This is a genomic window from Pseudomonas fluorescens (assembly GCF_902497785.1).
Classification (GTDB): domain Bacteria; phylum Pseudomonadota; class Gammaproteobacteria; order Pseudomonadales; family Pseudomonadaceae; genus Aquipseudomonas; species Aquipseudomonas fluorescens_BO.
Map to the genome: position 1 here is coordinate 247,289 of NZ_CABVHK010000008.1, position 25,315 is coordinate 272,603.

At 58.7% G+C, this 25,315-nt stretch carries 28 protein-coding genes; 10 read left to right on the plus strand and 18 right to left on the minus strand.

The annotated features are described in order from the left end of the window. Positions 1-367: 367 nt before the first annotated feature. Positions 368-1,018, plus strand: a complete 651-nt coding sequence (locus tag F8N62_RS14450; protein WP_150711546.1) for a hypothetical protein — start codon at positions 368-370, stop codon at positions 1,016-1,018. A gap of 118 nt (positions 1,019-1,136) precedes the next feature. Here the strand turns inward: F8N62_RS14450 and F8N62_RS14455 are convergent, their stop codons facing one another. The 3 genes from F8N62_RS14455 to F8N62_RS14465 all read right to left on the minus strand — a co-directional run bounded on the left by F8N62_RS14455 (position 1,137) and on the right by F8N62_RS14465 (position 4,787). Beyond that, complete coding sequence (locus F8N62_RS14455; protein ID WP_150711547.1) at positions 1,137-2,663, minus strand: SulP family inorganic anion transporter; 1,527 nt, start codon at positions 2,661-2,663, stop codon at positions 1,137-1,139. 90 nt (positions 2,664-2,753) lie between these two features. After that, positions 2,754-3,485, minus strand: a complete 732-nt coding sequence (locus tag F8N62_RS14460; protein WP_150711548.1) for a carbonic anhydrase — start codon at positions 3,483-3,485, stop codon at positions 2,754-2,756. A gap of 243 nt (positions 3,486-3,728) precedes the next feature. Next, positions 3,729-4,787, minus strand: a complete 1,059-nt coding sequence (locus F8N62_RS14465; protein WP_150711549.1) for a PA0069 family radical SAM protein — start codon at positions 4,785-4,787, stop codon at positions 3,729-3,731. Positions 4,788-5,004: 217 nt separating this feature from the next. Here F8N62_RS14465 and F8N62_RS14470 point away from each other — a divergent pair, with 217 nt between their 5' ends. Beyond that, complete coding sequence (locus tag F8N62_RS14470; RefSeq protein WP_150711550.1) at positions 5,005-5,310, plus strand: hypothetical protein; 306 nt, start codon at positions 5,005-5,007, stop codon at positions 5,308-5,310. A gap of 81 nt (positions 5,311-5,391) precedes the next feature. Here F8N62_RS14470 and F8N62_RS14475 read toward each other — a convergent pair whose 3' ends face one another. The 3 genes from F8N62_RS14475 to prlC form a co-directional block, all read right to left on the minus strand. After that, positions 5,392-7,431 carry a M3 family metallopeptidase gene (locus F8N62_RS14475; RefSeq protein WP_150711551.1) on the minus strand — a complete coding sequence of 680 codons (2,040 nt, stop codon included), beginning with the start codon at positions 7,429-7,431 and terminating at the stop codon, positions 5,392-5,394. 111 nt (positions 7,432-7,542) lie between these two features. Continuing rightward, positions 7,543-7,830, minus strand: a complete 288-nt coding sequence (locus F8N62_RS14480) for a YheV family putative zinc ribbon protein (RefSeq protein WP_150711552.1) — start codon at positions 7,828-7,830, stop codon at positions 7,543-7,545. Continuing rightward, complete coding sequence (gene prlC, locus F8N62_RS14485; RefSeq protein WP_191632384.1) at positions 7,827-9,905, minus strand: oligopeptidase A; 2,079 nt, start codon at positions 9,903-9,905, stop codon at positions 7,827-7,829. Before prlC ends, F8N62_RS14480 begins: the two co-directional genes overlap by 4 nt. 62 nt (positions 9,906-9,967) lie before the next feature. On the opposite strand from prlC, the gene F8N62_RS14490 reads away from it, so the two are divergent. Together F8N62_RS14490 and F8N62_RS14495 are read left to right on the plus strand one after the other, a co-directional pair. Next, positions 9,968-10,513 carry a gamma carbonic anhydrase family protein gene (locus F8N62_RS14490; protein ID WP_150711554.1) on the plus strand — a complete coding sequence of 182 codons (546 nt, stop codon included), beginning with the start codon at positions 9,968-9,970 and terminating at the stop codon, positions 10,511-10,513. Positions 10,514-10,540: 27 nt separating this feature from the next. Continuing rightward, the gene (locus tag F8N62_RS14495; protein WP_150711555.1) at positions 10,541-11,191 is read left to right on the plus strand and encodes an HAD family hydrolase; all 651 of its coding nucleotides are present in this window, start codon (positions 10,541-10,543) and stop codon (positions 11,189-11,191) included. A 117-nt stretch (positions 11,192-11,308) separates the two neighbouring features. Here F8N62_RS14495 and F8N62_RS14500 read toward each other — a convergent pair whose 3' ends face one another. Further along, on the minus strand, positions 11,309-12,385 hold the full coding sequence (locus F8N62_RS14500; protein ID WP_150711556.1) for an aminopeptidase: 1,077 nt from the start codon (positions 12,383-12,385) through the stop codon (positions 11,309-11,311). Between the two features lie 60 nt (positions 12,386-12,445). On the opposite strand from F8N62_RS14500, the gene F8N62_RS14505 reads away from it, so the two are divergent. Both F8N62_RS14505 and F8N62_RS14510 read left to right on the plus strand, forming a co-directional pair. After that, entirely contained in the window at positions 12,446-12,868 is a 423-nt protein-coding gene (locus F8N62_RS14505) for a hypothetical protein (RefSeq protein ID WP_150711557.1), read from the plus strand. A gap of 40 nt (positions 12,869-12,908) precedes the next feature. Then, positions 12,909-13,331: a hypothetical protein gene (locus F8N62_RS14510; RefSeq protein WP_150711558.1), complete on the plus strand. Its 423-nt coding sequence runs from the start codon at positions 12,909-12,911 to the stop codon at positions 13,329-13,331. Positions 13,332-13,337: 6 nt separating this feature from the next. Here the strand turns inward: F8N62_RS14510 and F8N62_RS14515 are convergent, their stop codons facing one another. Then, entirely contained in the window at positions 13,338-13,577 is a 240-nt protein-coding gene (locus F8N62_RS14515; protein WP_150711559.1) for a DUF1161 domain-containing protein, read from the minus strand. A gap of 179 nt (positions 13,578-13,756) precedes the next feature. Continuing rightward, complete coding sequence (locus F8N62_RS14520; RefSeq protein ID WP_150711560.1) at positions 13,757-14,188, minus strand: OsmC family protein; 432 nt, start codon at positions 14,186-14,188, stop codon at positions 13,757-13,759. 241 nt (positions 14,189-14,429) lie between these two features. Here F8N62_RS14520 and F8N62_RS14525 point away from each other — a divergent pair, with 241 nt between their 5' ends. After that, positions 14,430-15,431: an LLM class flavin-dependent oxidoreductase gene (locus F8N62_RS14525; protein ID WP_150711561.1), complete on the plus strand. Its 1,002-nt coding sequence runs from the start codon at positions 14,430-14,432 to the stop codon at positions 15,429-15,431. 176 nt (positions 15,432-15,607) lie between these two features. On the opposite strand, the gene F8N62_RS14530 is transcribed toward F8N62_RS14525, so the two are convergent. Together F8N62_RS14530 and F8N62_RS14535 are read right to left on the minus strand one after the other, a co-directional pair. Beyond that, complete coding sequence (locus F8N62_RS14530) at positions 15,608-15,829, minus strand: DUF1161 domain-containing protein (protein ID WP_150711578.1); 222 nt, start codon at positions 15,827-15,829, stop codon at positions 15,608-15,610. Positions 15,830-15,951: 122 nt separating this feature from the next. Continuing rightward, positions 15,952-16,167, minus strand: coding sequence for a dodecin (locus F8N62_RS14535; RefSeq protein WP_010465710.1), 216 nt, complete (start codon positions 16,165-16,167; stop codon positions 15,952-15,954). A 157-nt stretch (positions 16,168-16,324) separates the two neighbouring features. On the opposite strand from F8N62_RS14535, the gene F8N62_RS14540 reads away from it, so the two are divergent. Further along, positions 16,325-16,651, plus strand: coding sequence for a DUF883 family protein (locus F8N62_RS14540; protein ID WP_150711562.1), 327 nt, complete (start codon positions 16,325-16,327; stop codon positions 16,649-16,651). Here the strand turns inward: F8N62_RS14540 and F8N62_RS14545 are convergent. After that, the gene (locus tag F8N62_RS14545; RefSeq protein ID WP_150711563.1) at positions 16,648-17,541 is read right to left on the minus strand and encodes a LysR family transcriptional regulator; all 894 of its coding nucleotides are present in this window, start codon (positions 17,539-17,541) and stop codon (positions 16,648-16,650) included. The two genes, F8N62_RS14540 and F8N62_RS14545, sit on opposite strands and share 4 nt — an antisense overlap. A gap of 112 nt (positions 17,542-17,653) precedes the next feature. On the opposite strand from F8N62_RS14545, the gene trpB reads away from it, so the two are divergent. Both trpB and trpA read left to right on the plus strand, forming a co-directional pair. Then, positions 17,654-18,889 carry a tryptophan synthase subunit beta gene (gene trpB / locus F8N62_RS14550; protein WP_150711564.1) on the plus strand — a complete coding sequence of 412 codons (1,236 nt, stop codon included), beginning with the start codon at positions 17,654-17,656 and terminating at the stop codon, positions 18,887-18,889. After that, the gene (gene trpA / locus F8N62_RS14555) at positions 18,889-19,701 is read left to right on the plus strand and encodes a tryptophan synthase subunit alpha (RefSeq protein ID WP_150711565.1); all 813 of its coding nucleotides are present in this window, start codon (positions 18,889-18,891) and stop codon (positions 19,699-19,701) included. The genes trpB and trpA overlap by 1 nt, the downstream gene beginning before the upstream one ends. Positions 19,702-19,821: 120 nt before the next feature. Here the strand turns inward: trpA and F8N62_RS14560 are convergent, their stop codons facing one another. The 6 genes from F8N62_RS14560 to F8N62_RS14585 all read right to left on the minus strand — a co-directional run bounded on the left by F8N62_RS14560 (position 19,822) and on the right by F8N62_RS14585 (position 25,225). Then, complete coding sequence (locus F8N62_RS14560; protein ID WP_150711566.1) at positions 19,822-21,783, minus strand: DUF4105 domain-containing protein; 1,962 nt, start codon at positions 21,781-21,783, stop codon at positions 19,822-19,824. Further along, complete coding sequence (locus F8N62_RS14565; protein WP_150711567.1) at positions 21,780-22,100, minus strand: DUF2388 domain-containing protein; 321 nt, start codon at positions 22,098-22,100, stop codon at positions 21,780-21,782. Before F8N62_RS14565 ends, F8N62_RS14560 begins: the two co-directional genes overlap by 4 nt. Positions 22,101-22,127: 27 nt before the next feature. Next, complete coding sequence (locus F8N62_RS14570) at positions 22,128-22,436, minus strand: DUF2388 domain-containing protein (protein WP_150711568.1); 309 nt, start codon at positions 22,434-22,436, stop codon at positions 22,128-22,130. A 106-nt stretch (positions 22,437-22,542) separates the two neighbouring features. Beyond that, positions 22,543-22,860 carry a DUF2388 domain-containing protein gene (locus F8N62_RS14575; protein WP_150711569.1) on the minus strand — a complete coding sequence of 106 codons (318 nt, stop codon included), beginning with the start codon at positions 22,858-22,860 and terminating at the stop codon, positions 22,543-22,545. Positions 22,861-23,196: 336 nt separating this feature from the next. Next, entirely contained in the window at positions 23,197-23,412 is a 216-nt protein-coding gene (locus F8N62_RS14580) for a DUF1127 domain-containing protein (RefSeq protein ID WP_007902752.1), read from the minus strand. 319 nt (positions 23,413-23,731) lie between these two features. Then, a complete protein-coding gene (locus F8N62_RS14585; RefSeq protein WP_150711570.1) occupies positions 23,732-25,225 on the minus strand; it encodes an acetyl-CoA hydrolase/transferase family protein in 1,494 nt (497 codons plus the stop codon). Between the last annotated feature and the right edge of the window lie 90 nt (positions 25,226-25,315).

Here is a 25,315-nt window from a genome sequence, read left to right on the forward strand (position 1 = left end):
GTTCCCCTTATCGTTCTTGTTATCCCGCCGGCTTTCACCTGCGGCAAGGGAGCGGCATTTTCAGACTACGAACTTGAATCGCCGGGTCTTGCTGCGTGTGCAGTCGGACGTCATCAGCTAACTCCATTTCCAACCCGAGTATAGACAGCGCCTGCTACCTCGCAACGTGAGGGCGTAAATCATCTGAAACAGCTGGCACTTGCGTTCAAGGTCACGAATGGAGAAGGATGCAGACGAGTGGTGGCAAATCGATATAACTGTGATGTCTCAAGGATGAAATAATTATGACAAATGCGTCTTAGCAATTTTCGTAAGCCAGCTAAGTTATGTCTTCCCTATTTCACTGCCTTTGTTACCTGGAGTTTTCATGAACACCGCCGCATTGCGCGAGCAGATCCAAAAAGCCCAACAACATGAAGCCGAGACCGGCCTGCTGACGCGTCAGCTGGAAAGCAAACTGCCTAACCTCCATCCTTCGATCCAACTGCCGGAGACAGATGCCAAAGGTGTCCTGACGCGGTTTGTCGACGCCTACATTGCTGAGGTTCCCGATCTTCTGGATGCAGCCAATGAAGTGGCCAGGGAAGCGGGAATCGAATCGCAGATCAAACCGGTGCTGAAAATTGCCGAACAATACTTCCTTCAGCCGCCGACCCTCTTGGCCGGACACGTCGGGCTCGACAGCCTGCTGGACGAAGCCTATCTGGCGCATCGGTTTGTCGAAGAGGTCAACGACCTGTACATCAAGCATTTTGGCCAGCCACTGATCCCCTTGGACATGACTGTCGCCAACCTGATTGCCCACCAATTGATCGGTGAGGAATTTGCCAACCAGCTGGATGAGGCGGTGCATCACGCCGTGGACGAGATGCTCAACGACGAAAGCTTTGCGCTGGAGTCGGTGGAAGCCTACCGCGAGAAACTCAGCAGCCCGGACACGGGAGCAGCGTGGAAGCGCTGGCCGTGCATGTCGCGTCGTTTGGGCGTAGGACTGGAACTGGATCAGCCCGCGGCCTGAGTTGAGGGTCAATACAGCACCTGTGGGAGCCGGGCTTGCCCGCGATAGCGGAATCAAATTCAGCCAAGTTGTTGACTGATCCACCGCAATCGCGGGCAAGCCCGCTCCCACAGGTTGCTCAGCCAGGCGCGCCGACACCGGTGTTAGTCCGCACTCGTCCCTCCAGCCTGCGCTTCAACCCCCGCGCTTCAATCAACAGCGTCGAGCCCTTGGCCGCGTTGGCCCTTCCCCACTCTTCAAGCAACTCCAGACACGAATGATCGATGTAGCTCAGGTTGTTGAGCGGCACATGCACCGTCGCACCTGCGGGAATGGTTCCCAGCACCTGCGTCAGTGCCGGCACCTTGAGAAAGGTCGCCGCCCCCATCAGGCGCAATTCCATTTCGCCGCTTTGTGGCAGATCGATCAGGCTGATTTTCAGTCGCGAGGCCTTCCATGCGAGTTTGGCCAGGGTCAAACCAAAGCCAATCAATACACCGGTCAGCAAATCCGTGAAAATGATTGCCAGCGCGGTCGCCGCGTAAGTGAACATCGGCATCCGGCCATAACGGCCCAGGCCGCGAAAGGCTTTCAAGTCAACCAGTTTGAAGCCGGTATAGACCAGCACCCCCGCCAGACTCGCCACCGGAATGCTTTGCAACACACTCGACAGCAGCAAGACAAACGCCAGCAACCACAGGCCATGGAATATCGCCGACATTCGCGTGGTAGCGCCGGCCTGAACATTGGCCGAACTGCGCACGATCACGCCGGTCATCGGCAATGCACCGAGTAGGCCGCAGAGCATGTTGCCGACACCTTGCGCCGATAATTCCCGGTCGAAATCCGAGCGTTGGCCGCTGTGCATGCGATCCACCGCGGCGGCTGACAACAAAGTTTCGGCGCTGGCGATGAAAGCGACGGCGAAGGCGGCGATCAGCAGCGTCGGGTCGGCGAGGTTGAGCAAGTCGGCTGGTTTCAGCCAGTCGATGGCTTCTGCCAGATTGGCCGGAACCTCCACCCGTTTGACCTGCAAGGCGAGCATCAGGCTGGCGACAGTCGCCAGACCTACCCCGAGCAAAGCACCGGGAATGAAACGCAGGGAATGGGGGCGCAGTTTTTCCCACAGGTACATCACCGCTATCGTTGCGAGCCCGAGCAAGCCGGCCTGCCAGCCTAAAGAAGGCAACGCTTGCGCCACGGCCGCCGGGAAGGCAGCCAGGTTATCCAGCCCGGACGGCTTGGGCACCGCATCGAGCATCACATGCACCTGTGACAACACGATCAACACGCCAATACCGGCCAGCATGCCGTAGACCACCGCGGGCGCCGTGACCCGAAACCAGCAGCCCAGTTTCAGGCGCCCGGCCACCAGTTGCAGAAAACCCGCCAGCAGCAAGATCGGCCCGAGCATGGCGATACCGTGCTGGCGCACCAGTTCGAACACCAGAACAGCCAAACCCGCTGCCGGACCACTGACTTGCAAAGGCGATCCCGCGAGCCAGCCAACAACCAAACCACCGATGATGCCGGTGATCAGACCTTTGGCGGGCGGCAGGCCCGAGGCGATGGCGATGCCCATGCACAAGGGCAGAGCGACCAGAAACACGACCACTGAAGCGAGCAGCTCCCGTGGCAGAACAGTTTTGAGTTGCGCAGCACGCATGACGATTCTCCCGAAGTTTTCTTCAGGCATGGCGAGGCCGGACCGCTGAGTCAGCGGCCGGCGTCAAACCACACAGATTTTTAGGAAGATTTAGAAGCGCGCTTTGGGCGTCGCCACCGGAATCGGATGGCTGCCGTCGAGCGGCAGGAAACTACTCTGGTCCGCGTCGTAAGCTTTGATCTTGCTGGTTTCGATGTCGTAGACCCAGCCATGGATGAACAGCTGACCGCTCGCCATGCGCGAAGCTACCGAGGGGTGGGTACGCAGATGTTGCAATTGAGCGATGACATTTTCCTCGGTGAGGACATGCATGGTCTCGTTTTCGTCTGCGCAGTTGCAGTTGTCGTGCACCATGGTTTTCGCGACTTCGGCGTGTTGCAGCCAGGCTTTGACCGTGGGCATCTTTTCCAGGCTGGCGGGGTTGAGCACCGCACGCATGGCACCGCAATCGGAGTGGCCGCAGATGATTATGTGCTGCACGCCCAGCGCCAGTACCGCGTACTCGATGGCGGTGGAAACGCCACCGTTCATCTGACCGTAAGGCGGTACGACGTTGCCGACATTGCGGGTCACGAACAGATCGCCCGGCGAACTGTGAGTGATCAGCTCGGGTACGATGCGCGAGTCGGCGCAGGTGATGAACATCGCCCGTGGCTGTTGCGCCGTGGCGAGTTTCTTGAAGAGCTCTTCCTGTTGCGGAAAGATCTCATGATGAAAATGCAAAAAGCCGTCAACGATGTGCTTCAACGCTGCATCGGCGGATTCTGCCTCTGGTTGGGCGGAAGCCGACGCAGCCAACGGCTGTTTATCCTTGTCACTCATGAATTCATCCTCATTGGCGGAGTCAGGGGATTTTCCCGTTTTGTCCGGTGTGAAGCCAGTGGCTGTCTAAAAAACATCCGGGCGAGAAAGCTCGACCCGTCAGTCACTCGATGAACAAGGTATCGGCCGAAACTTAATTCAAACTGAATCAACCGCTCTAGAACGTGTGTTCCAGGTCACAAAAAACGTGACCGGCCTGATTATGCCGCACGTTTCCTACCCCTCACCACAGGCCAATTGTCCTCAAATCAACGACATCTGGCGACCTGGCGGACAGAAGGCTTCGCAGTCCAGATTAAAGCCTTCACGCCGATTCAGCCCCAAGCGTTTGATGGTTTTGGCGAAGCGCTGCGCCAACAGGTCGGCAAAAGGGCCTTCGCCGCGCATCCGGCTGCCAAATCGACTGTCATACAGCTCACCGCCGCGGCTTTGGCGGATCAGACTTAGCACATGCGCCGCGCGTTGCGGGTAGTGGGCGGCCAGCCATTCTTCAAACAGCGGCGCCACCTCCAGCGGCAGACGCAACATCATGTAGCCCGCACTTTGCGCACCCGCAGCCTGCGCCTCGGTCAGCAGGCTTTCGAGTTCGCTGTCGTTGATCATTGGAATCATCGGCGAACACAACACACCCACGGGGATCCCGGCTTCACGCATCACGCGAATCGCCCTTAGCCGAGCCTTGGGCGCGGCAGCACGGGGTTCGAGGATGCGTTTGAGTTCATCGTCCAGGGTGGTCAGGCTGATCATCACCGCCACCAGCCGCTGTTCGGCGAGTTCGGCCAGCAGGTCCAGGTCACGAAGAATCAGCGAGCCCTTGGTGATAATGGTCACCGGGTGACGGTAACGCAGGAGCACTTCCAGGGTTTTGCGGGTGATTTTGTGTTCGCGCTCGATGGGTTGGTATGGATCGGTGTTGGAACCCAGGTTGATCGGCGCGCATTGATAGCCGCGTTTGGATAGCTGCTCCTCCAGCACATCGGCGGCGTTGGTCTTGGCGATCAATCTGGTTTCAAAGTCCAGCCCCGGTGACATGTCCCAATAGGCGTGGCTGGGCCGCGCGTAACAGTAGATGCAACCGTGCTCGCAGCCGCGATAGGGATTGATCGAGCGATCGAAAGGCAGGTCGGGCGAATTGTTGCGGGTGATGATGGTTTTCGCCGTCTCGATGCGCACCTCAGTCCCCTGGGTCACCGGGACTTCCTGATACCAGCCATCGTCCTCCGTCACCGAATGATTCGGCGCGAAGCGGTTGTGCGGGTTAGTGGCGGTTCCGCGACCGCGCGGTGGCAGGGGAGTGCTCATCGATCCATTACTCGTTGCTGTATGCACATACAGTATCCGAGGCCGAGTGAAACGACCAGTGCCGTTCGGCACTCCAGTGAGCAGCGGGACGCATGGCTTACGACATATAAGAGCAATGCCGGGAAACATATAACGGTTGGCTTCAAAACAAACTTTATAAGTAATATTCGTCGCACACGAAGTCTTCGTGAATAACTAATTTAAATGGAATTAAACAATGTCGTTTTTTAATCAGCGCGGTATCTTTTTACAGTTGTTGTCGCCTTCTGTCGTCAACCCGAAAGAGGCACAAGTGTCGATGCAACTTGCTCGCAAAATTCAGGGTTGGGACGCCGACAATCAAGAGCCGACGGAGGCCCTGGTGGACTCCGTTTACGTCACGGCGACCTCGAATGATGGCGGCCGGTCCTTCAGCATCAACGTGGTCGAGAGCGATGTGGACGGTGACGGCTATATCGATAACGGCGACAAGCAGAAACTACTGGCTTTGGCGCAAGCCTATACCAGTATCGTCAACCCATAAGTCTGCTTTCGAACTAAGCCCGTATGAATCTTCATGCGGGCTTAGTTGCGAATGCGCGCCCATATCGAGTAATCCGTTGCGTCAGTGGGTAACCGTTTCCGACGACACCGCGAAAAGGTCGTCAGCGATCGGGCGTCCAAGAAAAGTTTCCAGGGCGGTCAGCAAGGAGCGCGAATCACCCGGCGAAAAAAATGCCTCGCGAAAGGCCTTGCCGGTTTGCGCATTGAAGACCCAATCCTGCTGAAACCGTTTGAACGCTTCGCTGGCCAGCACGCCTGACCACCTGTAGGCGTACACCGAAGCGCCATAGCCGGTCACCATGTAATCAAAGCTGTTGGCGAATCGGCTGTAGGACGGCAATTGCAGGTGATTGACCTCTTTTTGCACGTCTTCAAAGACTTGCTGGACACTGCGACCATCGCCGTGACAACGATGCAATTCAAAGTCAAACAACGCGCTCATCAGCAAGTGTGCGGATTGCCAGCTGCTCTGGGTTTGAATGGCCGCCAGCGCCGCATCGACTTGTTCCTCGGTCAGGCGTTCACCGGTCTCGTGGTGAGCGGCAAGCCACAACAGGAATTCCCTGGACAGGCACCACAGTTCGAACAACTGGCCCGCAAACTCTCCTGAATCGCGTCCCAGCTGGGAAATGCCGGAGAGGGTGTAGTGCGGTGAGCGTGTCAGTACATGCTGCAAGCAATGACCAAACTCGTGGAACAGAACGCGCAGGTCCAGATGGGCGAGGAGGCAAGGCTGGTCGTCGATGCCTGCGGTGAAGTTGCTGTGCATGATTGCAATCGGCAGCGTTGACTGGCCTTCCGCGTTCCGTCGCCGGTTGCGACACGTGGCAGTCCAGGCGTAGTCCGGCGCGTCCTCGCGGTGGAAAGGATCGAGGTAGATATGCCCGATCACCTGCCCACGCTCGCTGATTTCGAGCAGGCGGACACTGTCATGCCAACGGCTGAACTGCTTTTTCTCGACGATCTCGATCCCGAACATGCGTTCACTGAAGAGGCACAGACGCCGTAGCGTTCCGTCCAGCGGGAAGTAAGCCCGCAGGTTTTTCAGCGCGCCACTCAGTTGGCGCTGACGCAATTGTTCGGCGAGAAACTCTTGGTCCCAGGGTTGGATCTGCGCAATGTTCCACTCTGGCGCAAAGGCCTTGAGTGCTTGGGCGTCTTTTTCGAAGCCTGGCGTAGCCTGGGTGATTTGCCGGCGCAGGAACCCGTCAACGTGGGCGGTGGACTGCGCCATTTCCGTTGCCACGCTGAGTTGCGCGAAGTTTTCATAACCGAGCAATCGGGCCTTCCTGTGACGCAGCGACAACAGCATTTGCAGCACCGGACCGTTATCGAATTGATCGGCGTTGGGTCCTTGATCGGAAGCGCGTGTGTTGTAGGCGATGAAGTACTCCTCGCGCAGGTTTCGATTTTGCGCATACGTCATGACCTGATGGCAGGTGTTCTGGTCCAGAGACAGCAGCCACCCTTCATGACCGGCCTTTCGCGCATTGAGCGCCAGGCGATCGATGGTCGTCCGGGACAAACCGTCGAGTTGTGCTACGTCGTCAATGCGCTTGGTCCAGGCTGCGGAGGCGCTTTCGAGATGCGTCATAAACAGGCTTTGAAGCCCGCTGATCTCGACATTGATGCGCGCCAGTGACCGTTGTTGTTCGGCAGGCAGATCGATTCCCGCCAGACGAAACCTGCGCAAGATCTTGGTCAGCACCGCGTTGCGCGGTTCGTCGAAGCTCGCCGCAATCGCGCTTTGAGCCAGCTGCCGGTAAGCCTGATGCAGCGCCTGGTTGTTCATTTTTTCGGCGATGTAGCGTGCCGTAGCAAAGCCGCACGTTGCACTGGCCAGTTCCCAGGCGATGTCGCGTTTCACCAAGTCCAGTGTTTGGATGACGGACATGGCTTCACCCAGGCGTGCATCGGTTTCATCGACCGCCAGCACCAGGTCATCCCAGCTCGGCGACACTGCTTGGGACGCGATGATGTCGGTGAGGGTCTGTCGGTTGTCCGCAATGATTTTTTCGATAGCCGGGACGAGATGCTCGGTGCGTACGGCGGAAAAGGGCGGCAGTGCCCAAGGTTGTAACAGCGGGTTGGTATCGGACATGAGTCTTCCTTGAAAGCGGCTGATTTCGCTCAGCGTAAAAAGGAAGCGCAGGGAGAGGGTGTTAGATAGTTACCACCTCCCACTCGATTAAAAGTGGAAGGTGGTCATGACTCAGTGCTGCTCGTCGGGCTTTTTCTTTAGCTTGGGGTTCGGAAAAAACTGCACGGCTTGTACCTTGGCGTCGGGGACTTTCAGCGCCGACGTGTTGACCCGCGTACCCAATTCCTTGGGCACCGACAGGCCTTGTTCATTCAGCGTGTCGGAATAACCGCAGCCCACGCACTCGCGATGGGGGACGTCGTCTTCGCTCCACATCATCAACTTGTCCGGCTCGCTGCAAGCCGGGCAGACCGCCCCGGCGATAAAGCGTTTTTTGGTGATCACAGGCCCCTCGCTCATGCTGCCGCGTCCTCACTCAGGCCGCTGTGGCGCAAGAGTGCGTCAATCGACGGCGCGCGGCCACGGAAGTCGACGAACAGCACCATCGGCTCTTGAGAACCGCCGCGAGCGAGGATCGCTTCACGGAACGCGCGGCCGGTGTCGGCGTTGAGCACGCCGTCTTCTTCGAACTTCGAAAAGGCATCGGCGGACAGCACTTCGGCCCATTTATAGCTGTAGTAACCCGCGGCGTAACCGCCGGCGAAAATGTGCGCGAAGCTGTTCGGGAAGCGGTTGTAGGCCGGTGGGCGCATGATCGAAACCTCGTCGCGCACGCCTTCGAGCACTTGCAGCACGCTGCGGCCATCGCCGTGAGTGGCGTGCAACTCAAAGTCGAACAGCGAGAATTCCAGCTGGCGAACCATCATCAGCCCGGACTGGAAGTTTTTTGCCGCGAGCATTTTGCCCAGCAGGTCTTGTGGCAACGGTTCGCCGGTTTCGTAGTGACCGGAGATCAGCGCCAGGCCCTCCGGCTCCCAGCACCAGTTTTCCATGAACTGACTTGGCAGCTCGACGGCATCCCATGCCACACCGTTGATGCCGGACACGCCAGCATGCTCGACGCGGGTCAGCAGGTGGTGCAAACCGTGGCCGAATTCGTGAAACAGCGTGGTCACTTCGTCGTGGGTCAGCAGCGCCGGTTTGCCGCTGTCGGCCGGGGTGAAGTTGCACACCAGATTGGCCACCGGGCTTTGCAGCACGCCTTCAGCGGTTCGGCGGCGGTCGCGTGCGCCGTCCATCCAGGCACCGCCACGCTTGTTGGCGCGGGCGTAGAGATCGAAGAAGAAGCGGCCGACGTGCTGGCCGTTTTCCTTGATTTCGAACAGGCGAACATCCGGGTGCCAGGTGTCGAAGCCTTTCTGTTCGGCAATTTCGATGCCGTACAGGCGCTGGACGATAGCGAACAGGCCGCTCAGCACTTTGTCGATAGGGAAGTAAGCGCGCAGTGCTTCCTGGGCCACGCTGTACCGCTGTTCGCGAAGTTTTTCACCGTAGAAGCCGCTGTCCCAGCTTTGCAGGTCCGGGCAGCCTTGTTCGGCGGCGTAGGCCTTGAGCTGTTCCAGATCCTGGGCGGCGAACGGCTTGCTGCGTTTGGCCAGGTCGCGCAGGAAACTCAGCACTTGATCGCTGGACTCGGCCATTTTGGTGGCCAGGCTCAGCTCGGAGAAGCTGGCGAAGCCCAACAGTTTTGCCAGTTCCTGACGCAGGTCGAGGATGTCTTCCATGACCGGGCCGTTATCGTTCTGGCCGGCATTCGGGCCCTGGTCCGACGCGCGGGTGCAATAGGCGGCGTAGACTTCTTCGCGCAGGGCACGGTCGTGGGCGTAGGTCATCACCGCGTAGTAGCTCGGGAATTCCAGGGTGATCAGGAAGCCGTCCAGCCCTTTGGCCTGTGCGGCGGCGGCCATTTGCGCTTTGGCCGAATCGGTCAGGCCGGCGAGAGCGGCTTCATCGGTAACATGTTTGGTCCAGGCTTGGGTCGCGTCGAGCAGTTGGTTGGAGAAGCGGCTGCCCAGCTCCGACAATTTGCTTTGCACTTCGGCGTAACGCTTTTGCTCGGCTTCAGGCAAATCAATACCCGACAGACGGAAGTCGCGCAGCGAGTGTTCCAGGATAGTTTTCTGCGCCACGTCGAAACCGGCGGCTTGCGGGCTGTTGGCCAAGGCTTCGAAGGCTTGGAACAGTTCGCGGTTCTGGCCCAACTCGGTGGAGTAGGCGCTAAGCGCCGGCAGGCACGACTCGTAGGCTTCGCGCAACTCGGGGCTGTTGCACACGGCGTTCAGGTGGCTGACCGGACTCCAGGCAGCGCCGAGGCGGTCGTTGAGTTCGTCCATCGCCAGCACCAGGCCGGCCCAGGTCGGTTGTTTGCCTTGGCTTTCGAGGATCTCGATAATGGCGGCGCGGTTATCAGCCAGGATCTGTTCAATGGCCGGTTGCACGTGTTCGGCACGGATCGCCGAGAACGGCGGCAGGTCGTAGGACTGCAAAAGAGGATTGTTCACGCTCACGGTTGGCACCTTGGCTGGAAGAAACATGCGGCCATCTTAATTACAATCGACGCTCACCGCAGCTATCGGCAACAGAGAGAAACCCTATCGTGACCCTACGCAAGTATCAGAACCACACGCCGCTGCTGGGTAAAGGCGCTTTTGTCGACGGTTCGGCGCTGGTGATCGGCGACGTCGAAATTGGCGAAGACAGCTCGGTCTGGCCGCTGACGGTGATCCGTGGCGACATGCACCGTATCCGCATCGGTGCGCGCACCAGCGTTCAGGACGGCTGCGTGTTGCACATTACCCATGCCGGGCCGTTCAACCCCGATGGTTTTGCGTTGCTGATCGGCGACGATGTGACCATCGCGCACAAAGTCATGCTGCACGGTTGCAGCGTCGGCAGTCGGGTACTGATCGGCATGGGCAGTATCGTGATGGACGGCGCAGTGGTCGAAGATGACGTGATCATCGGCGCCGGCAGTCTGGTGCCACCCGGCAAACGCCTTGTCAGCGGTTTCCTGTATGTCGGTAGCCCGGTTAAACAAATCCGTGCGCTGACTGACAAGGAAAACGCCTTTTTCACCTACAGCGCGGCGAACTACGTAAAGCTCAAGGATCTGCATTTGGCTGAAGGCTACGACCTGCTCTGACCCCGGCGCCCCTACTCAGGATTCAACATGCATTACCAAACCGTTTTGTTCGACCTCGATGGCACCCTGACCGACCCGCGCGAGGGCATCACCCGTTCCATCCAGTTCGCCTTGAGCAAACTGGGCATCGATGAGCCGGACCTGACTAAACTCGAACACTTCATCGGCCCGCCGTTGTTGCAGGCGTTCATGCAGTTCTACGACTTCGACGAGGCCAGGGCCTGGGAAGCGGTGAATTTCTACCGCGAGCGTTTCAAAGTCACCGGCCTGTATGAAAACCACGTGTTCGAGGGCGTCACGCCACTGCTGGAAACCCTCGGCGGGCAGGGGCGGCAGTTGTACATCGCGACTTCCAAACCGTGGATTTTCGCCCGGGAAATCGCCCGGCACTTCGACTTCGCCAAACACTTCAAGGTGATCTACGGCAGCGAACTGGACGGCACACGGACCAACAAGGTCGAACTGATCGCCCACCTGATCGCCGAAGAAGGCCTGGACCCGGCCAACACTTTGATGATCGGCGACCGTAAACACGACCTGATCGGCGCGCGCAGCAATGGGCTGGACGCAGCGGCGGTGGGTTACGGGTTTGGCAGCCGCGAAGAGCTCAACGCGGAGTCTCCGGCCTATCACTTTGAAACGCTGGATGAGTTGCACCAGGCTTTTTTGCGACGCTGACTCTAAATTGTGGCGAGGGAGCTTGCTCCCGCTGGGCGCGCAGCGCCCCAAAAATCTGAAGGCACCGCACGGCGACGGGTTCCCCGCCGAACGGGAGCAAGCTCCCTCGCCACAGGATTACAAAGCAGCCAGATTCTTGAGCGCGGCTTTGCGCTCCCCAACCGGCAACGCACCGAGCCTCTCCACCGCCGCATAAAACTTCAGCCAATCCCCGCCGGCCTGCCGGAACAACGCGGCAAACGCTGGCACCCACTGGTCGTACAGTCCAAATGGCAACAAGCGGGCATTGTTCATCGGTGCATTGATCCACGCGTCATAGCGTTTATCCCCAGCCCATTGGCTGTCGCGCAGCCGTCGGTAATCGGCGCGTAGCCGCTCGAACTCCGCCGCTTTGCGTTGCCGCATCTGCTCGGCGGGCAGTGGTTGGGCGTAGAGGCGTTCAAGCCGCGTGCGGGTGTCGAGCACCAATTGAATGAACTGGTCCCGTTGCTGCGCCTGGTCACCCGTGTCCGGTGGCAACCCGCGCCAGGCACGCCACTGGCGGGTGCCTTCCTGCTCCACAAAAGTGGCGAAGGACTCGTTGAACTCGGTGTCGTCCTTCACATAAAAGCGCTGGTGCGCCAGTTCGTGAAAGATCAACGTCGCCAGCCGCTCATCGCCCCAACCCAGCATCGAACTGATGATCGGATCGTTGAACCAGCCGAGCGTCGAATACGCCTCGACACCGCCAATCGATACGTCCATACCTTGCAATCGCAGCACGGCGGCCTCACCACGGGCCGCGCTTTGGCTGTAATAGCCGCGATACGCCACACAACCGGCAACGGGAAAGCAGTGGTTTTGCGGCGAAAGTGAAAATTCCGGGGTGGCGAAGACGTTCCATACTACAAACGGTCGGCCAATGTCGGCGTACAAGCGGTAGCTCTGATTGTCCGGCAGGTGCAGTTGCTGGCTGGCAAAAGCCCTGGCTTTTTGCGACTGGGCCAGGTGGGTACGTAGCGTTTGATCGCGGGAAGGGTCGGCAATGACTTCGGAGACCGGCTCCCGAGCCTGCAGCAGTTGCAGCTGGCCACTGGCCAATTGGCCGTAATAGCTGACGCTGGCGCAGCCGTTGAGCAACAAAAACAACACACCCGGAAACAAAATGCGCGAAACGCGATCAAGTAACCCAAGGCTTGGAATCGGCCTGATCAAAATAAAAACATCCCTGGAGAGTCTGCCCGCAAGACTATCCCGCCTGACTGGAGCTCCGCTATGCGCAAGATGATGCTGACAGGAGGCCTGTTGATGCTGACCGGCTGTGCCGGTTTCGGATTACCCCACCACGACCCGACCCGGGCGTGGATCGATCTCGATGCTCAACAGGAAGACACTGCGCTGCAAGCGCTGGAAGTCGATGACAAAGCCTTGACCGATAAGCGCTATTTCGAGGTGCAGCCCGGCAGCCACGAGCTGACGGTGCGTTATCAATTCCCGGTCGAGCCGACCAACATCGGGCCTGACGCGGAGCCTCTCTGGCGGGATTGCCAACTGAATGTGAAATTCAACGGCTTCAACGCGGGTGAGAAATATCAGCTGCAGGCAGGGAATATCGGTTTTCGGCCGTGGGCAAAGCTCTATGACCAGCAGCGAAAAGTGATTGGCCAGGGCACACCGGCAGGCTGCCAGCGCACCTGATCGGCGCTATGCTGAATGACCAAACCTCAGGACATTCATCATGCGCAGGGTGTTGCTGTTGCTCGCGGCCGTCGTCGTTACCGGTTGCCAAAGCCCGTTACCGGCGGTCAATCCACAAATGGCCTGGGTCGAATTTTCTACGCCATTCCCCAACGACAAGTTGCTGATGGCGGAGCGGCTGGACAAGCAGCGATTGCGCGATGGGCGTTTTTTCCAGGTGACGCCCGGCAGTCATGAACTGGTCGTTCGATTCGACTTTGAAGTGCCGGGTGGCGGGGGTTTGGGTCTGATGAGCGGCCCCTCGGAACGGTTGTGCTATCTGACCATCAACTACGATCACTTCGAAGCCGGCCAGCGCTATGTACTGGAAGGCCGTTCTATAGCCTTCACGCCCGGCGCCCGGTTGTATAACGCCAAGCGGGAGATCGTCGCTGAAGATCGAGAGTCCTATTGCCTCATGTAAGGCGAATCAGCGGTCGTTCTTCTGGTAAATGATGGCTTTGGTGCCGTTGTCACACGTGCCGACGACCATGGCGACGTCGTGCTTATCGGCCTCTTCTTTCGAAACAATCTCCAGGGTGTAGGACGGTACGGCATTCGCCTGGATTTTCACTTCGATCTCTTTCCTGAGTTCTTCGCAATCTTTTGGCGCCGCGAGCGCCGAAGTTGCCAGCGCGCAACAGATAACCGCCAAGGCAAAACGTTTCATGGTGAAGCTCCTTTGGGTGCAGCGCGCACCCGTGGTGCGCTTGAGCTGCTGTCATTTATTCGACCACAGTCGTACCGGCCAGGTTTTGTTCCAGCGCAAAAAAGATCGCAGCTTGCGCCAGCTTCTACAGGGATCCGTAGACGCTGGCGCAGGCTGCGATCTTTTCCGCCGGTACAAAATCAGCTGATCAGCGTGGCATCCAGGCTGATCTTCGCATTCAACACTTTCGACACCGGGCAGCCTTCTTTGGCTTTATTGCTCAGCTCTTCGAACTGCGCCTGAGTCGCTCCAGGGATTTTCGCCTTTAGAATCAACTTCACCGCAGTGATCGCAAACCCACCGTCCACTTGGTCCAGGGTCACTTCGGCATTGGTATCGATGCTGTCAGCCTTGAGGCCGGCGTCGCCGAGGATCATCGAGAACGCCATGGAGAAACAGCCTGCGTGGGCTGCGCCGATCAACTCTTCGGGATTGGTGCCTTTACCGCCCTCGAAACGGGCCTTGAAACCGTAGGGTGCGTCTCTGAGAACACCGGTTTCCGTGGAAATCGAGCCGATGCCGGTTTTCAGGTCACCTTCCCAATGCGCCGATGCTTTCTTGGTAATAGCCATGTCTGCCTCCTCAAGATCCGGCGCGAAGCGTCGCGCCTTCGTGGTTTTCGGTTGCTAGGGTTCTGAGGATAGACGGTGGTGCAAAGTTCACCTGATCTCATAAGTCCTACCATTTTCGTAGGAAATTTCGTCTTTGCTATTGAAACTCGGGTATATGCCCTCATTGCATGAAACACGCTTATGGATTCGGCAGGTTTTCGATTACACAAAAACCTGCGCCCTCAATTGGAGAAGCAGGTTTATGAAACGACTGTCCGACATCAAGTTTTCGACCCTCGATCTGGTGCCCGTGCGGGAGAACGGCAGCCCGGCCCAGTCGCTGCGCAACTCCCTGGACCTGGCGCAGCACGTCGAAAAATTCGGCTACACCCGGTTTTGGGTCGCCGAGCACCACAACATGGACGGCATCGCCAGTTCCGCGACCTCGGTGTTGCTGGGCTATCTGGCCGGCGGCACTTCGACCATTCGCGTCGGTTCAGGTGGCGTCATGTTGCCCAACCACGCGCCGCTGGTGATCGCTGAACAGTTCGGCACTCTCGAAAGCTTGTACCCGGGCCGGATCGACCTTGGCCTGGGGCGCGCACCGGGCTCCGATCAGATGACGGCGCGCGCCCTGCGCCGGGAGCGCTCAGGGAGCGCCGACGATTTCCCGGAAGATGTAGCGGAGCTGGTGCGCTACCTCGGCCCCCGCACGCCGGACCAGCGGGTGATCGCCATGCCGGGCACCGGCACCAATGTCCCGATCTGGTTGCTGGGTTCGAGCCTGTTCAGCGCGCAACTGGCTGGCGAACGCGGTTTGCCCTACGCCTTCGCTTCCCATTTCGCACCCCGTTTCATGCATGAGGCGATTCGCGTCTACCGCAATCACTTCAAGCCTTCAGCGGTCCTGGACAAACCCTACGTGATGCTCGGCGTGCCTTTGGTGGCTGCGGACACCGATGAGCAGGCCGATTACCTGGCCACATCGGTGTATCAGCGCATCCTCGCGTTGATGCGCGGCCAGAGCCTGGTGCAACGTCCGCCGGTGAAGACCATGGACGGCCTGTGGCTGCCCCATGAGAAAGAAGCGGTCGGCGATTTCCTCGGACTGGCAATGGTCGGCAGCCCGCAAAAAATCCGCGCGAAACTGGAAGTGCTGATCGAGCAAACTCAGGCAGACGAACTGATTTTCACCTCTGACCTGTACGAACATGCTGATCGCATCCACTCCTACGAGCTGCTGGCGCAGGCCATGAAGGGCTGATGCCGGGTACTGTAGGAGCGGGCTTGCTCGCGAAAAACTCACGGCCGCCACGGGGCATTTGTTTTTACGCGTTTTCGTTCACGACCATCGCGAGCAAGCTCGCTCCTACAAGGTTTTGCGTACACAAAAAAGCCGACGCCATTGCGTCGGCTTTTTCATTTAACGACGGAATCTGCCTACCGCTTGTAGACAATTTCCTTGGTGCCCTTTTCACAGGTGCCGACGACTTTTCCGTCAGCCGCCGTGTCCTTTTCGACGATTTCCAGCGAATAACCTGCAACGCCCTTGGCATCCAGTTTCGCTGCGATTTCAGCCTTGAGGTCTTCGCACGACTTGCCGTCAGCAAACGCTGTCCCCGCAAGGCTTAACAAACCTATCGCTAACATTAACTTCTTCATCGGTCGCATTCCCTGGTCGGATCTAAGGGAGCATCCGGCCTTTCGTCGGATGCACTCATGTAGCGCTTTGCCATTCCCTATGGCACTCCGCCAGCGCGCAAGTTCAGAAGTCGCTCTCAAACTCAGCTACTGGCAATCCGGAACCCGACTTTGAGCGTCACCTGAAAGTGGGCTGCCTTGCCGTCCTTGATGTGCCCGCGGGTTTCGGTCACTTCGAACCATTCCAGGTGCTTGATACTTTTATTGGCTTCGGCCAGCGCATTGTTGATGGCGTCTTCAATGCTGCTGGTAGACGAGCCGACAAGTTCGACTTTTTTGTACGTGTGATGGTCAGTCATGGCGTTCTCCTTGGGGTATGAAATACAGCCTAGCAGTGATTTTTCGTATTACTTCTGTCGGTCTTCTCGACACAGAAGTTCAGATTTACTGCACTTTCTCAATCCCTTGAAGTCCCAACCAACACACGCCACTCATCACCAATGCAGGAGAGCCACCATGGCCAACACCTCTTTACGTAAAGCCTCATTGCAAAGCATGGAAGCCGAGATCGAGAGTCTGCTGAAGTCTTTGGAAAGCTTGAAGGACGATACCTCGGACGAGTCGCGCAAAACCCTCAAAGCGTTGAAAACCAATGCCGAGAGCGCCCTGAAGCATTCGCGCCACCTGCTCAGCGACGCGTACGAAGAAGTCAAAGTCAAAACCCGTGAGACCGGGCTCGCCACTCGGGACTACGCCCAGGAACACCCTTGGACTACAGCCGGCGTTGCTGTCGGTGCGCTGGGTCTGCTGGCAGCCTACTTGCTGTGCAAACGCGGCGACTAATCTGCTTGGCGCAGCTCGTTTTTGAGCCACTGCGCCAGTTGCCGAGCGCGCCCGTCCGCGGCGCGCTTGGGTAGCCACAACGCCAGTTGCGCCGGGGTTTCCTTGAAGCCCCACGGCGCAACCAGGCGACCGGCCTTCAAGTCTTCGGCCACCAAGGGTTCAGGGGCAATTGCCACACCCAACCCCGCCACCGCCGCTTCCAGCAAATAATACAAATGCTCGAAACCCTGTCCGTACTTCAACGCCTTGGCGTCGAGACCACTTTGCTGTGCCCAGCTAGGCCAGGCCTGTGGGCGAGAAGTGGTGTGCAGCAACGGCTCATTCAACAGTTCGTTTGCCGGTGCGTTTTCAAAGCGTTCAAAACCGACAGCGCGTGGGCTCATGACTGGGCCGATTCGTTCGCTGGCCAACTCGTAGACTTGCATGTCCGCTGGCCAGGGCGGTTCGGCAAACACCAGTAACGCGTCCAGCCCCGGTCGGCGCGGGTCCAGGTCACCTTCTCCGGCTGACAGGTGCAGCCGCAGATCCGGCAGGTCCGCATTCAACCGCCCCAGACGCGGAATAAACCAGCGCGCCAACAGACTGCCAGAGCAGCCAAGCACGAACGGTGCATCGGCGGTGCTGTGGGTCAGTTCGGCGCAGACTGTGCGCAAACGCTCAAAGGCTTCAGCGCTGGCATCGCGCAATCTAACGCCGGCATCTGTGAGTTTAAGGCCGCGGCCATCCTTGATAAAAAGACTCACGCCGAGATGCTCTTCCAGCACTTTCAGTTGGCGGCTGACAGCGCCATGAGTGACGTGCAGCTGTTCAGCGGCCTGACTGACACTGTTCAAGCGGGCAGTGGCTTCGAATGCGCGAAGGGCATTCAGCGGGGGAAGGTCATGGCTCATGGGATCTGTGAGTTTTCCTGACAGGTTGTGGCGATCTTATCGGTTTTCAGGTTGGGGCGTCAGGGGTAGAGTGACCGTCATTGTCATCTCACGAATCCTACTGGAGCGACCCATGACCCAGACTAATCTGCGCAACGGCCCCGACGCCAACGGCCTGTTTGGCGCGTTCGGCGGCCGCTACGTCGCCGAAACCCTGATGCCGTTGGTCCTCGACCTGGCCCGAGAGTACGAAATTGCCAAGGATGATCCGGCCTTCAAAGAAGAATTGGCCTACTTCCAGCGCGACTACGTCGGACGTCCAAGCCCACTCTATTTCGCCGAACGCCTGACCGAATTCTGCGGCGGCGCGAAGATTTATCTGAAGCGTGAAGAGCTGAACCACACCGGCGCGCACAAGATCAACAACTGCATCGGGCAGATCCTGCTGGCGCGCCGCATGGGCAAGAAACGCATCATCGCCGAGACTGGCGCCGGCATGCACGGCGTGGCGACCGCCACCGTGGCTGCACGTTTTGGCCTCGACTGCGTGATCTACATGGGCACGACCGACATCGAACGTCAGCAAGCGAACGTTTTTCGCATGAAATTGCTGGGTGCCGAAGTGATCCCGGTGGTCGCAGGCACCGGCACCCTGAAAGATGCGATGAACGAAGCGCTGCGTGACTGGGTAACCAACGTCGACAGCACGTTCTATCTGATTGGCACCGTGGCGGGCCCGCACCCTTACCCGGCGATGGTTCGTGATTTCCAGGCCGTCATCGGCAAGGAAACCCGCGATCAACTGCAAGCTCAGGAAGGTCGCCTCCCCGACAGCCTGGTCGCCTGCATTGGCGGTGGCTCCAACGCCATGGGCCTGTTCCACCCGTTTCTCGATGACACCAGCGTCGAAATCATCGGTGTTGAAGCGGCCGGCCACGGTATTGAAACCGGCAAGCACGCCGCCAGCCTGAACGGCGGGGTTCCGGGCGTACTGCACGGCAACCGCACCTTCCTACTGCAGGACGACGACGGCCAGATCATCGACGCCCACTCGATCTCCGCCGGCCTCGACTATCCGGGCATCGGCCCGGAACACGCCTGGTTGCATGACATCGGGCGCGTTCAGTACACCTCGGTGACCGACGACGAAGCCCTCGATGCGTTTCACAAATGCTGTCGCCTGGAAGGGATTATTCCTGCACTGGAAAGCGCTCATGCGCTGGCAGAAGTGTTCAAACGCGCCCCGACCTTGCCGAAAGATCACCTGATGGTGGTCAACCTGTCCGGCCGTGGCGACAAAGACATGCAAACCGTGATGCACCACATGGAACACTCTCAACAAGAGCACTCCCAGCAGGAGAAACACTGATGAGCCGCCTGCAAACGCGTTTTGCCGAACTGAAGGAACAGAACCGCGCCGCCCTGGTGACCTTCGTCACCGCTGGCGACCCGAGCTATGACACTTCCCTGGCGATCCTCAAAGGCTTGCCCGGTGCCGGCGCCGACGTGATCGAGCTGGGCATGCCCTTCACCGACCCAATGGCTGACGGCCCGGCGATCCAGCTGGCCAACATCCGCGCTTTGGGCGCCAAGCAAAACCTGGTGAAAACCCTGCAAATGGTTCGCGAATTCCGCGAAGGCAACAGCGAGACTCCGCTGGTGCTGATGGGCTATTTCAACCCGATCCACATGTACGGCGTACCGCGGTTTATTGCTGATGCGAAAGAGGCTGGGGTGGATGGCCTGATCGTGGTCGATCTGCCGCCTGAGCATAACGGCGAGCTGTGCGATCCGGCGCAGGCTGCCGGTCTGGACTTCATTCGTCTGACCACGCCGACTACCGACGATGCGCGTCTGCCGACCGTTTTGAATGGCAGTTCCGGTTTCGTCTACTACGTGTCTGTGGCCGGTGTGACCGGTGCCGGAGCAGCAACGCTGGAACACGTTGAAGAGGCCGTTGCACGTCTGCGTCGTCACACTGATCTGCCGATCAGCATCGGTTTCGGGATTCGTACACCCGAGCAGGCGGCGTCCATCGCGCGATTGGCTGATGGCGTGGTGGTGGGGTCGGCATTGATCGATCACATCGCCAATGCCTCGACGCCGGATCAGGCGATTGATGGCGTGCTGAGTCTTTGCGCGGCCTTGGCAGAAGGCGTGCGTAAAGCACGCGTCAACTGAAGCTGATAAAGAGGACGTCTCGGGTGGGTTTGTAAGCTGAAAAGATCGCAGCCTGCGGCAGCTCCTACATGGGATCGCAATTCTATGTAGGAACTGCCGCAGGCTGCGATCTTTTGATTGTCAGGGCAACTCCAACCCGCCCGCTGCCTTATGCAATTTCCGCAAATGCTCGCCAACCTGTTTCAGGTTGGCTTCGTTGGCGGCCATCTCCGCTGCACGGCTCGGTTCCAGCAGCGCTCTGACTTCTTTATCCAGGTCGCCCGTCAGTGCCTGAAGCTGCTTCTGCCGCAAGCTGCTTTCCGATTCCAGTCGCTGCCATTCACTCGGCTGCGGCAATCCGTAACCGCCTGTACCCAGTAGCTCCGCCGGGCGACTGAGGAACCCGCTGTTGGCGAGAATCTGCTGCAAGGTCGCATTGGCCTTGTCCATGCCGCCATTCTTCAACTCCCGAGCGCCGAGATAGCGTTGCTTCACTTCATCCTGGGCCAGTACCAATTGCTGGCGGAAGGCGGCCTGTTCCAACAACAGCAACGCCGCGCTGGTCCGCAGATCAGCCCGATCAATCCATTGCCGGCGTTCCTCAGCCTTCAATGCCAGCCAGTCTTCGACTTTGTCCTGTTTGATCGGCAAGTGCTTTTTCAGCACGTCGAACATCGCTTGATAACGATCGCGGAAGGAGTCAAAGCGATAACCCAGCCGCAATGCTTCGCGAGGATCGTCCAGCACGCTGGTGTCCGCCAGGCCGCGGCCCTTGAGCACTTCCAGCAAGCCGTTGGGCATGATGTTGTCCAGCCCGACCAGTTTCGCGTTGTTGGTACCACTGCGCAGCAACTTCAGCCCCTCCACTGCGCAGTTGTTGGACAGGAAGAAGTAATTGCCGTCGTAGCTCCAGTGCATCTCGGCAGCGTGTTCCACCACGTCCTCGATCTCGTTGCGTGACAGGTTCAACGGCACCGAGGCGAGGCTGCGCAGTTCGGTCTTGGTGTATTCGTCGATCACTTGCGCCAGCGGCAGGACGAACAGACGCGACGGGTATTTACCGACCAACCCGTCCCAGCTCGACAGCTGCACGTCGCCGACAAAGGCGCGATAGGACAACACCAGATGCTGATCCAGGTCCAGCCGACAATCCGGCCCGCGCGGCCGGCCCGGCGCGCAGATCACCAGGCGCAGCATGCTGTGGCCCCAGCGGCTGACCCAGTTTTGATTGGCTTCGGCTAGCAGATAGTCGACGGCATACACCCGTTCCGGATCGACCTGACCCAGCGGCTGTTTGGCGAAATCGTTGCCGGCGTTGAGGAAGGCGAAGGATTTGCCGCAGGTGTCCTTGGCGGCAGGCGCCCAGCCGAAATGCTCTTTGTAGTAGCGATACAGCGCAGGCCGGCGGCAGGCGTAACTCGGGTCGAGGAGGAAATACTCCATGTTGACCGCGACGAACTCCTTGGGGCTGCTGGTCTCGTAGATGTCCGGGCTGCGCGCGATCTGACGATTGTGCTGTTCACGCTCGCCACGCCGGCCCACGTATTGCGGCCAGCCCGCGAGGTCGAGCAAACGCGGATCATCGCTGAGGGTGAAACGGCGACCAGACTGGCCGCGGCATTCATCGGGAATGCCGATCAGGCCCGAGCTGTCGTTGCGCCGGGTGCAGCGCTGGATCAGCGTGCGTTCGGCGGTAGGCCAAAAGCGGGATCGATCATAAATGTGTGTGAGTTCATGCAGCACCGTGGCCAGCATTTCCCGGCGCACGGTGCCATGAGGACGGTAGGTTTTTTTGCTGGCCGCGCTGCCGTCAGTGAGGCTGTCCAACAGATTGCGGTTCAAGTCGAGTTCGGACACCAGCGACGCCTGGCCGTAGGCGTTGCTGGGCATGTCATCGGTCCAGCCGACATCGATGCGCCGGTCGAGTTGCTCGATGAAGCGGGGTGGCAGCGCCTGCATGGCTTCGTCCAACAGCGCCTGGCTGGCCTGTTGCTGCGCCGGACTCAGGCCTTCACTTTTCAGCCGTAATTGCAGTCCGGCCTGAGCCGTATTGCCAAGCAGCAACACGACCCCGGCCAGAAGCCAGGCGCTTGACCACCTCACAGTGCGAGGATGGCTTCGGCGAGTACCTGATCACTGGCGTCCCGTGCTTCCGGTACGCGGGTGCGCAATGTGTTGAGGGCTGCCTCCAGATGTGCGCCGCGAATCTTGCCATCGCTGGCAACGAAACTGGCCGCGTCGTCGTGGGCTTCACGAATGATTTTCGAATCACGGATGGACGTGGTGGTGTCAGACGTGAAATCCAGCGTGCGCTGGGTGGCGTTGATGATGATGTTACTGGTAGCAACCAGGGTGTGGGCCTGGGCCATGCCAGCCAGTGACAACAAGCCTAAAGTGGCAACAATCAGCGAGTTACGCATGGAACAACTCCGGAGGGACAAGGATAACTATTGGACGAGAATAGCCTGTGCCAGTTCAAGGTCGCTTGCATGAAGTTTTGGCCGGGCACGCCGCAGATGAATCAGGGCGGATTCCAGTTGTGCTCCACGTAGTTGGCCATCGCTGGCAATGAATGACGCGGCATCATCCCGCGCGGCCAGCAGCAGCTTACGGTCGAAGGGGGCGGAGGTCACCATGCTGGAGGCATAGCCGCTGGCAACGACGCCTTGCGTCGTCAGATCAAAGGCATGGACTGGAGCTGCCCAGCAGGCCGCCATGAAAAACGGGGCAATCAATAAATGGCTGAGAAAACGCATGAGACTCGACAGTGGAAAACGAGTCCCAAGGCTAGCGCAACGCCCGGTCTAGAGCCAGCGCCGAAATAATGGGACACGGCTAGCGTGCCCCGTTTCGCAGAGTCGCTTAGATCGTCAGGATTGCCTGAGCCAGCTGTGCGTCAGTCGCGTTCAATGCAGGCGCCTGATGGCGGATGTGATCGAGTGCGCTTTCCAGTTTTACCCCGCGAATGGCGCCCTCGCTGGCAACAAAACTCGCGGCATCGTCACGGGCGGCGCGGACGATCTTGTCATCACGGAAGGACGATGTGACATCGGAAGTAGCGTCGGACGTGGCCTTGAGCGCACCGACGACAGCATCGGTGGTCACGATGAAGCTGGTGGCGTGGGAATTGGCAGCCACGGCAAGCAGGGCAGCAGCGCTGAGCAGGCGAAGACGGGACATGGAATAACTCCTTTTGGGAAACCGATTGAGAGGTGGCGCGGTGTCTAATGAGTCAGACGCCTGTCACGCAGCCATCGCCACTTTCTGAATTGATATTAGGCCCGCAAGTATCAGTTCGCACAGTGCCTTTTGTTCCAGTGATAAAAACTGGAGTGGGGCACGACGATCAACTGTTCTGGTCTATTTTTAAAAACACTAATCTGTACCTGTTTCGTTTCTACCAAGTTTCCCAGGCCCTTTAACGACAAAACCCGCCGTGGTTTCCCACGACGGGTTTTGTTTGTTCAATTCGGGTGCTGGCGGTGGACCCTACAGGTCAGGGCCAGCGACGCTGAGTTAGCGCCAGAACGGCTTGCTCAGCTCTTCGTAGCGTTGTGCTTCGCTAATCCCGGCGTCAGCCAGCAGACGCGAATCCAGACGAGCCAGTTGATGGCGGCTGGAGATGCGGCGCTGCCACAGCATCAGGTTGGCGATAACGCGAAGAGGCATGGAAGCCTGGGTTTTTGCAGCGGTATCTTCGAAGAACAGTTCGGAACTGAGTGTACGTTCCATGATTGACATCCTTCCGCTTGTGGCGGGATTAGGTAGTGGTTTAACTGATGCCAATGATCCTCTCGTTTGGCCAGTCTCTCTAGATACAGTTCACCTGTATTGTGAGGGACCAGTTAACTGTTAATGGGTGGTGTACCGGTCCAAATTGAGGCAACTGTACTTGTTTGCACCGATAAGGTGCACTTTGCACGCTTTGAGTCGGAAAGGTGAGTAAAAGAGGTAGGAAAAGACCAGTACAGCAGTACAGTTTTAAACGCATTTCTATCTGGCAATCGCCAGCTGACGAAACTGTGTTTGCGTCAGCGGCGATCTGTACCAATCACACCGCCAGCATGCTGCCGGTTTCTTCCAGGTTGATATGCCAGCTCAGGGCATCCCGCAAGATGTGCGGAGTATGTCCGCCGAGTGCGCACGCCGCCGTGAAGTAATCATCCAGGGCTTGGCGATAGTCGGGGTGCACGCAGTTGTCGATGATGACGCGAGCCCGTTCCCGAGGCGCCAGCCCGCGCAGGTCTGCCAGGCCGATTTCAGTCACTAGGATATCGACGTCGTGTTCCGTGTGATCAACATGGCTGACCATCGGCACCACGCTGGAGATCGCTCCACCCTTGGCGATCGACTTGGTCACGAAGATAGCCAGATGCGCATTGCGCGCGAAGTCTCCCGAACCGCCGATGCCATTCATCATCCGCGTGCCGCACACATGGGTGGAATTGACGTTGCCGTACAGGTCGAATTCCAGTGCCGTGTTGACGCCAATGATGCCCAGGCGTCGCACCACTTCCGGATGGTTTGAGATTTCCTGTGGGCGCAAAACCAGCTTGTCCTTGTAGCGCTCCAGGTTGCCGAACACGTCCGCATTGCGGCGGCTCGACAAGGTGATCGAGCTGCCGGAGGCAAAACTCAGCTTGCCGGCGTCGATCAGGTCGAAGGTCGAATCCTGCAAGACTTCGGAGTACATGGTCAGGTCTTCGAACGGCGAGTCGATCAGGCCGCACATCACCGAGTTGGCAATATTGCCGATGCCCGCCTGCAACGGGCCAACCTTGTTGGTCATGCGCCCGGCAGCCACCTCCTGTTTGAAGAAGTCGATCAGGTGGTCGGCAATGGCCTGAGTGTCGACGTCCGGTGGCAGCACCGTCGACGGCGAGTCGGATTGGTTGGTGATCACAATCGCGACGATTTTTTCCGGCGGGATCGGAATGGCGGTGCTGCCAATCCGGTCGTCCACTTTCACCAGTGGGATCGGCGTGCGGGTCGGGCGGTACGTCGGGATATAGATGTCATGCAAACCTTCGAGGTTCGGATTGTGCGCCAGGTTGATCTCGACGATCACCTGTCTGGCAAAAATCGCGAAGCTCGCCGAGTTGCCCACGGAAGTGGTCGGCACAATGTGGCCCTGCTCGGTAATCGCCACCGCTTCGATGACTGCGATGTCCGGCAGTTTGAGCTGTTGGTTGCGCAGCTGCTCCACGGTTTCCGAAAGGTGCTGGTCGATGAACATGACTTCGCCGGCATTGATTGCCTTGCGCAGGGTGCTGTCGACCTGGAACGGCATGCGTCGCGAAAGAACCCCGGCTTCGGTGAGCTGTTTATCGAGGTCGTTGCCCAGGCTTGCGCCGGTCATCAAGGTGATTTTCAGCGGGGTGATTTTGGCTCGTTCTGCCAATGCGTGGGGCACAGCTTTGGCTTCGCCGGCGCGAGTGAAACCACTCATGCCGACGGTCATGCCGTCCTCGATCATGGCGGCTGCGTCAGCGGCGCTCATCACCTTATCCAACAACGAAGGCAAGCGAATACGATCACGGTACATGGCTGTTTATCTCGGGAAACGGAAGCAAGGGGTGCAGTCTAGTGATTTGAAAAAAATCCGTCCCGCTACCATGGTCGAATGTCGAGCCTT